The organism is Aestuariivivens sp. NBU2969 (assembly GCF_019931125.1).
GTDB classification, from domain to species: Bacteria; Bacteroidota; Bacteroidia; order Flavobacteriales; family Flavobacteriaceae; genus Aestuariivivens; species Aestuariivivens marinum.
In genome coordinates, this window is the sequence record NZ_JAIOUU010000042.1 from 1 (window position 1) to 6,690 (window position 6,690).

Below are 6,690 nucleotides of genomic sequence, written 5' to 3' on the forward strand. Positions count from 1 at the left end.
CCTGATATCTTCCGATGAGCTTCCTACAAGCACGTCAAATTCACCTGGTTCCACAAGTTTTTTCATTTCCTGGTTCCAGAGGCTTAATTCAATGAACTACCCCGAGGCAGAGCCATCGAGGTATCAAAACAATGTTAGTTGATTTGAATGCAATTTCTTATATTCTTTTTCCATTCCTTGATTTTTAACATATTCCCTAATCACTTCTTCGTTTGAGTATTGTCCAACTGTATTTACATAAAAACCACTAGTCCAAAACTTACCTCCCCATAGTTTTTCCTTAATCTCTGGAAATCTCTGAAACAATTGTTTTGCAGTGATACTTTTTAACATTCTAATCATTTTTGAAACCGAATAACTTGGAACACTTTGAACTAAAAAATGTACGTGATTAGATTCATAACCTATCTCTATAAAATGTACCTCATAACGTTCTGAAATTTCCAAACAAATACTTTTTAAACCCTCGCCTATTTCTTCTGTTATGACTGATTTTCTATATTTCAATGGAAAAACTAAATGATAAAGCAACAAGCTTTTATTATGCCTTTTTAAAATATGTTCACTCATTTCTCGAAAGTATACTTTTTTGTACAATAAAAAGTCTTAAAACAAAATTTACTATTCGCTATTAATAATAGTAATGGCAGCTTTCATATAACCCATGGCAAAAGCCATGCCCGCATACCAAGAACCATCGCATGTCATTTGCGGTGTGTGATCTGGAATCATCACCCCTTCAAAATTGTTCGTTTTAAGAATCCTTAAAATTTGTAACATGTCAATATCACCATCATCTACAAACACTTCTTTATAATTAGGTACTTTGCCTACAACATTTCTAAAGTGGATATAGGCTATTTTATTTTGACTGCTATACTGCTCGGTTGCTTCATGTACGTCGCCATCTGTCATTTCAGCTATAGTACCTAAACAAAACTCAAGTTGGTTGCTTTCACTTGGCTTCATATCAATTAATTTTTGATACATGTCTGGTTGATATACCAAACGAGGTGTTTGTCTGATATACGGCATCGGGGGATCGTCGGGATGTGCTGCCATCTTAACTCCGGCATCTTCTGCTACTGGAATGATGTTATCTAAAAAATATTGTAAACGAACCCATAATTCTTCATGGGTAATTTTAGGAAGTGAAGCCCCAGTTGCATTTTCATCATATACCATGTTCCAGACCATTCCATTTGGTATCGGGGTTTCATCAGCTTTTCCTTCCATTCCAACAGAAACGGCACCACCCCTTGCATAGGCTCCCACAGTTCTACTGGATACACCTGCCAACGAAAAATTATAGCCAAATACTGGAATCCCTGCTTTTCCAACGATTCTAATTTGTTTTTTTATAAGTTCTATTTGAGCTTCTTTTTTGGGACCGTCCAATAAAACATCATGCCACATGGCAGGATCAAAATTTTCAATCCCTTCCAGTTCTAAACCATGATTATTGATTTCTTTTTTTATTTTCAATAAATATTCCAAACTCCATAGCTTTCCATCACCGGCAGTTCCCCATCCTTCTTGTTGACCAATAGGTTGATTTGCATTTTCTTTATTATTTTTCTCATGCCCAAAATAATCTACAAGATGTATGATAATATGCGTTGCCCCACATTGTTTTGCAAAACGGTAATGGGCATCATTGAGCATGTGTTTATATAATCCAAATCCTAATTTCATTTCTTCTTATACTAAAAAAGTTGCTAAATCGGCAATTAATCCTTCTATCCCTAAACTGCTGACATAAATTGAAAATACTAAGATCACACTAAGTATAATAAAGTCATAAATACGATTTACATTGCTACTCATCAACGCTTTTTTTGAGGTTAAATAAAATATACAGGCTATCGTAATTGGAAGTATTATGGCAATACATGCCTGAGATAACATAAGCACAAACACAGGCTTAAAACCAAAAGCAACACCAAAAATACTTACAACAGATAATACAAATAAAATGATTCTGTATTTTTTTGTTTGAGTATTTCTTTCTTCGTTTTTATAATCTATTATCAACCAAGGAATCACTAGTAAATTGGGTAAATGCGATGATAATCCTGCGGCGACAATACCTATAACAAAAACTCCTAATGCTGCTTTTCCTGCAATTGGCTCAAGTAATGGCACCATCTCCGCAACATTATTCATTGTTAATCCTTGTACATGCAATGTCGAAGCGGCAGTAATCATTACAGCAGCACTGATAATAAACATCATAGAAGCACTAATAAATGCATCTCGTTTTTGAAGTTTTGTATCTTTTATTTTCCAACCAATTTCTTTTATAATCTGAGAACGAATAATAAAAGCAAATACAGATACCGTAGTTCCTACCATACCAGCTATAATAATTAAAGGACTGTTATCACTTCCTTCTGCAGTTTCTGGTAATGTAGGCACCAAACCTCTAGCTAATTCTTCTACAGATGGGAAGTTGATAAACATTGTGGCAATAAAGGCAGTTCCCATAATGGCTACAAATACCGCTAACACTTTTTCGAAAAAAGCATAGTTCCCTACCCAAAGTAATATGTAAATACTTGTAGCGATGCTTATTGCCCAAAATAGTGATGAAATACCAAGATCTAATATGCTTGTAGACCAAACTTGCAAGACATCCGCCAGAATACCTACCAAGCCCATTAATGCACTTAATATAATTATAGATAGTGCTGTTATTAAAATGATAGCAATGCTAGGGTGAATGTATTTTTTTATGCCTTGAATAATAGTATCTCCTGTCACCATGGTATATTTGCTAAATAGCACGATGAGGTAATAGGTTATCAAACAACTGATAAGAATAGTCCACAGTAGGTCTAATCCAAAATTGGCCCCTGCCTTAGACATGGATGTGACACTTCCTGTGCCTACATTGTATCCAATCAGGAAAATCCCAGGCAATATACTGGCAATAAGTTTTTTAAATTTTGACATTTTTTGTCTTTTTAAATTATTCTATTAAAAGCCAATAGAATTCCCTCCATCTACAGGTAAACAGATACCCGTAATAAATACTGAAGCGTCTGAAGCCAAAAATGCTGCTGCTTTAGCAATATCTGATGGGGCTCCAAAACGCTGTGCGGGTGTTCTTGAAAGAATCTTGTTTTCTCGTTCTGGATCTTGTACCATGGCATTTCTGAACATTTTTGATTCTATAAACCCTGGGGCAATGGTATTAAACCGTATACCTGTATGAGAATACTCAGAAGTTAAAGCTCTAGTCATTCCTAAAAGAGCTGTTTTAGAGCTGCTGTAGGCAGCAACCAAAGGAATTCCATAAAGAGCAGCCATAGAACTGATATTAATGACAGAGCCTTTTTCTCTAATAATCATATATTTTAAAACCTCTCTTGTTAGAGAAAAAATGCTATTAACATTCGTGTCTATTACTTCTTGAAACTCTTCATCGGTGACTTCAATTGAAGGTTTTTTTTGATGTTTTCCAGCGTTGTTAACCAGAATTTCAATAGGGCCTATTTTTTCTTCTATATTTTTTACAAGGTTATGGTGCTCACTCTTTTTAGTAACATCATTAATGTAAAAAAAGCAATTTGTCCCTAACTTCGATTTTGCTGCTTCTAATTTCTTTGAGTCGCGTCCTGTTATAACCACTTTGGCCCCAAGCTTTATGAATTGTTCTGCTATGCCAAGACCTATACCAGAACCTCCTCCTGTTACTAAAGCGACCTTATTTGTTAAATCTGTAATATTCTCTATGTTATTCATCATTGGTGTTTATTGCATTAAAAATCAAAATAATTATTTGCATTATTATAAGATATGTCTTGTACAATCTTCCCTAACAGATCTGCATCATTTGGAAGCTCTCCATTCTCTACGTCTGTTCCAATTATATGGCATAAAATTCTTCTAAAATAATCATGTCTAGAATAGGACAAAAAACTACGTGAATCGGTAAGCATTCCAATAAATCGACTCAGCAAGCCCTGGTTTGACAGTGTGTTGATTTGTCTTATCATACCATCTTTCTGGTCTAAAAACCACCAACCTGAACCATATTGGATTTTACCTGGCACAGAGCCATCTTGGAAGTTTCCAATCATGGAAGCTACCATTTCATTATCTTTTGGGTTTAGGTTATATATAATGGTTTTGGCTAATTGGTTATCTTCTTCTAATCGGTTTAAAAAGATTCCCATAGATGCGGCATAACTAAAATCAGCAATGGAATCAAACCCACATGCTTTTCCTATATTCCGCACACCTTTAATATTCACATCTCTTAGAGCACCTATGTGGTATTGTTGAACCCAACCTTTTTCGAAATTCCAAACAGAGAATTCATACAACAAGGCACTCATTATTTTTTGCTGATCACTATAAGACAGCTTTTTTCCCATTCTTATTTTTAAGAAAATCGAACTTATTTCTTGCGTTGTGTATACATCTATTGGGAAAGGAAATTCCAATCCGTGATCTGCAAGTCTACATCCTTTATCATGAAAATAATCATGTCGACGTTTAAGTACTTGTAAATAATCAGAATAAGAATCTATAGCGCTTGAACTAAGTTCTTCTAAGCTTCCTAGATAACGATTAAATTCTAGTGGATCTCTTACATCCATAGCTCTATCTGGACGCCACGACATAGAGACTACAATTTTCAAATCGCTTTGTGTAATTTGTTCATGCCAGTTTAATGGATCTATAGGATCGTTTGTTGTACAAACCTTTTCAACATTAAAAATTTTCATGATATTTTGAACAGATAACTCTCCACTACTTAATTTCTCAGAAGCTCTATCGTAAATGTTCTTTGCTGAATTTTCATTTAAAATATCCTGAATTCCAAATGGATTTTTTAATTCTAAATGTGTCCAGTGATACAAAGGATTTCGAATGGTATATGGCACTGTTTCGGCCCATTTTTGGAATTTTTCCCAATCTGTAGCTTCCCCTGTAATGTATTTTTCAGAAATCCCATTTGCTCTCATGGCTCTCCATTTGTAGTGGTCGCCTTCTAACCATATTTGAGATAAGTTTTGAAAGATTCTATTTTCTGCAATTTCCTGAGCTTCTATATGACAATGATAATCAATGATAGGCATCTTTGATGCATACTCATGATACAATGTTTCGGCAACACTATTGTGCAATAAAAAATTCTGATCTACTATTGGGTTTCTCATCAATAAATCGTTAATGTTTTCAGTTAAAAATTAACATGTTATCCCTATTCGTGATTTTGCTTAGAGACGTATCAAAGCTCTTACATAATTCCAAATTTATTAAATGCATCAACCGTACTCATGCCATTTTGTAATGCCTTTTTCACATGCTGTTCACCTCGTGCTTTTTCTATAGCTCCTTCAAAAGCTTGCCTTTCTACCTCTTGAGGAACAATTAACACCCCATCACGATCACCATAAACTATATCTCCAGGATTTACTCTAATGCCGTTGAATTCTATGGGCACACGATAATCAATGACTTTTCCTCTTGGCCCTTGGTCTTGGGCATAAGAACCTAAAGAAAATGTTGGAAAGTTTAAGTTTTCAATTTCATTAGAGTCTCTTGAAAACCCATCGACAACAGCGCCTACCGCTCCTAATTTCAGAGCCCTTGTGCTCATTAGTCCTCCCCAAAGAGCATAGCGAGGCGATGAGCCAGAACATATATAAACTTCATTTTCTTTAAGACTGTCGAGAGCTTCAAACATAATTCCAAAAGGTTTTTTCATTAACTGATTGTTGGTTACGTTTGCAGATTCTTCGAATACATCTGCCTCTAAAACGGGCATAGCCCTGCCTATAACAACCATGTCGTTACGTAAAGGTTTTATGTTTGGAGAAATAAATTGGTGTAGGTATCCTAATTTATCTAATACATCTCCAACAAGTGCCACAAATAATTCATTTTTAGCTATTTTAAAAAGCTCGTCATCGGTTTTCCATGTCTGCATGTTTCTTACTTTAATTAAAGTTTGTTTGTTTATTTCTAATATTTCATCAAAGTATCGGCATCCAGTTTTTCGACTTTCCATTCATGCATTACATCTTTAAAGCCTTTTTCTGAAGGATGTCCGTAAGTTTTATTGTGATATAAATAGGCCTTTCTTCCAAAGCTTTGATATCCGACATCTTTTTGATACATATGCCTAGCATACTAACCACCGCCAAGTTCGGGGCGCGACTGCGCACCCCAATGTGCCAAGATACCAAATCTGGCTTCAGTGTACCATGTAGGGAATTCCTATATTTCACGTAATTCTTCCCAGGACAGATCTTTATTTTGTGCATCAGAGATTCAATAAAAAAATGAAAATAATAACACCGAAACAGCATATTTAATTCTACTCATGATTTATTAATCTTATATTTTTCGGTACTTATCAACCGAAGCACCAATACCTGTTTCAGGATTACCGTATATATCCAAATGTCCGCGGATAGCAAAACCGTTGGGTTCGTAAATCGTGGCACACGAAGGGCTGGTCTTTTCCAGTTCTTTCCATTCTTCCCAAAGTTCATCGTACCGTCCTATTGCCTCTCTTATTTTATTCTTTTCGTATTCTCCTGTTTGGTCGCCAATGTGCCCAAGCAGCATCACAATCCAGCCTTTTTCAATAATCTCATATTTTATCCTTCCATACTTTGCTGAGGTAACAAGATAATCATTCAAGGCTTCATCTTTTGTATTAATTTCCCC

At 35.3% G+C, this 6,690-nt stretch carries 6 protein-coding genes and 2 pseudogenes; all 8 read right to left on the reverse strand.

Annotated elements, in window-relative coordinates:
• Nucleotides 1-123: 123 nt before the first annotated feature.
• Nucleotides 124-570: an IS200/IS605 family transposase gene (gene tnpA, locus K7G79_RS14410; protein ID WP_223552304.1), complete on the reverse strand. Its 447-nt coding sequence runs from the start codon at nucleotides 568-570 to the stop codon at nucleotides 124-126.
• Between the two features lie 51 nt (nucleotides 571-621).
• A complete protein-coding gene (locus K7G79_RS14415) occupies nucleotides 622-1,695 on the reverse strand; it encodes a mannonate dehydratase (RefSeq protein ID WP_223552305.1) in 1,074 nt (357 codons plus the stop codon).
• A 6-nt stretch (nucleotides 1,696-1,701) separates the two neighbouring features.
• Nucleotides 1,702-2,955 (reverse strand): Nramp family divalent metal transporter, encoded by a 1,254-nt coding sequence (locus K7G79_RS14420; protein WP_223552306.1) that lies wholly within the window; start codon nucleotides 2,953-2,955, stop codon nucleotides 1,702-1,704.
• Nucleotides 2,956-2,979: 24 nt separating this feature from the next.
• On the reverse strand, nucleotides 2,980-3,750 hold the full coding sequence (locus tag K7G79_RS14425) for an SDR family NAD(P)-dependent oxidoreductase (RefSeq protein WP_223552307.1): 771 nt from the start codon (nucleotides 3,748-3,750) through the stop codon (nucleotides 2,980-2,982).
• Between the two features lie 14 nt (nucleotides 3,751-3,764).
• Entirely contained in the window at nucleotides 3,765-5,171 is a 1,407-nt protein-coding gene (uxaC, locus tag K7G79_RS14430; protein ID WP_223552308.1) for a glucuronate isomerase, read from the reverse strand.
• A gap of 80 nt (nucleotides 5,172-5,251) precedes the next feature.
• Nucleotides 5,252-6,025 carry an RraA family protein gene (locus tag K7G79_RS14435; RefSeq protein WP_223552309.1) on the reverse strand — a complete coding sequence of 258 codons (774 nt, stop codon included), beginning with the start codon at nucleotides 6,023-6,025 and terminating at the stop codon, nucleotides 5,252-5,254.
• 122 nt (nucleotides 6,026-6,147) lie between these two features.
• A pseudogene (locus tag K7G79_RS14830) lies at nucleotides 6,148-6,222 on the reverse strand (alpha-L-fucosidase); the annotation flags it as partial.
• 132 nt (nucleotides 6,223-6,354) lie between these two features.
• Nucleotides 6,355-6,690, reverse strand: a pseudogene (locus tag K7G79_RS14445) (hypothetical protein); the annotation flags it as partial.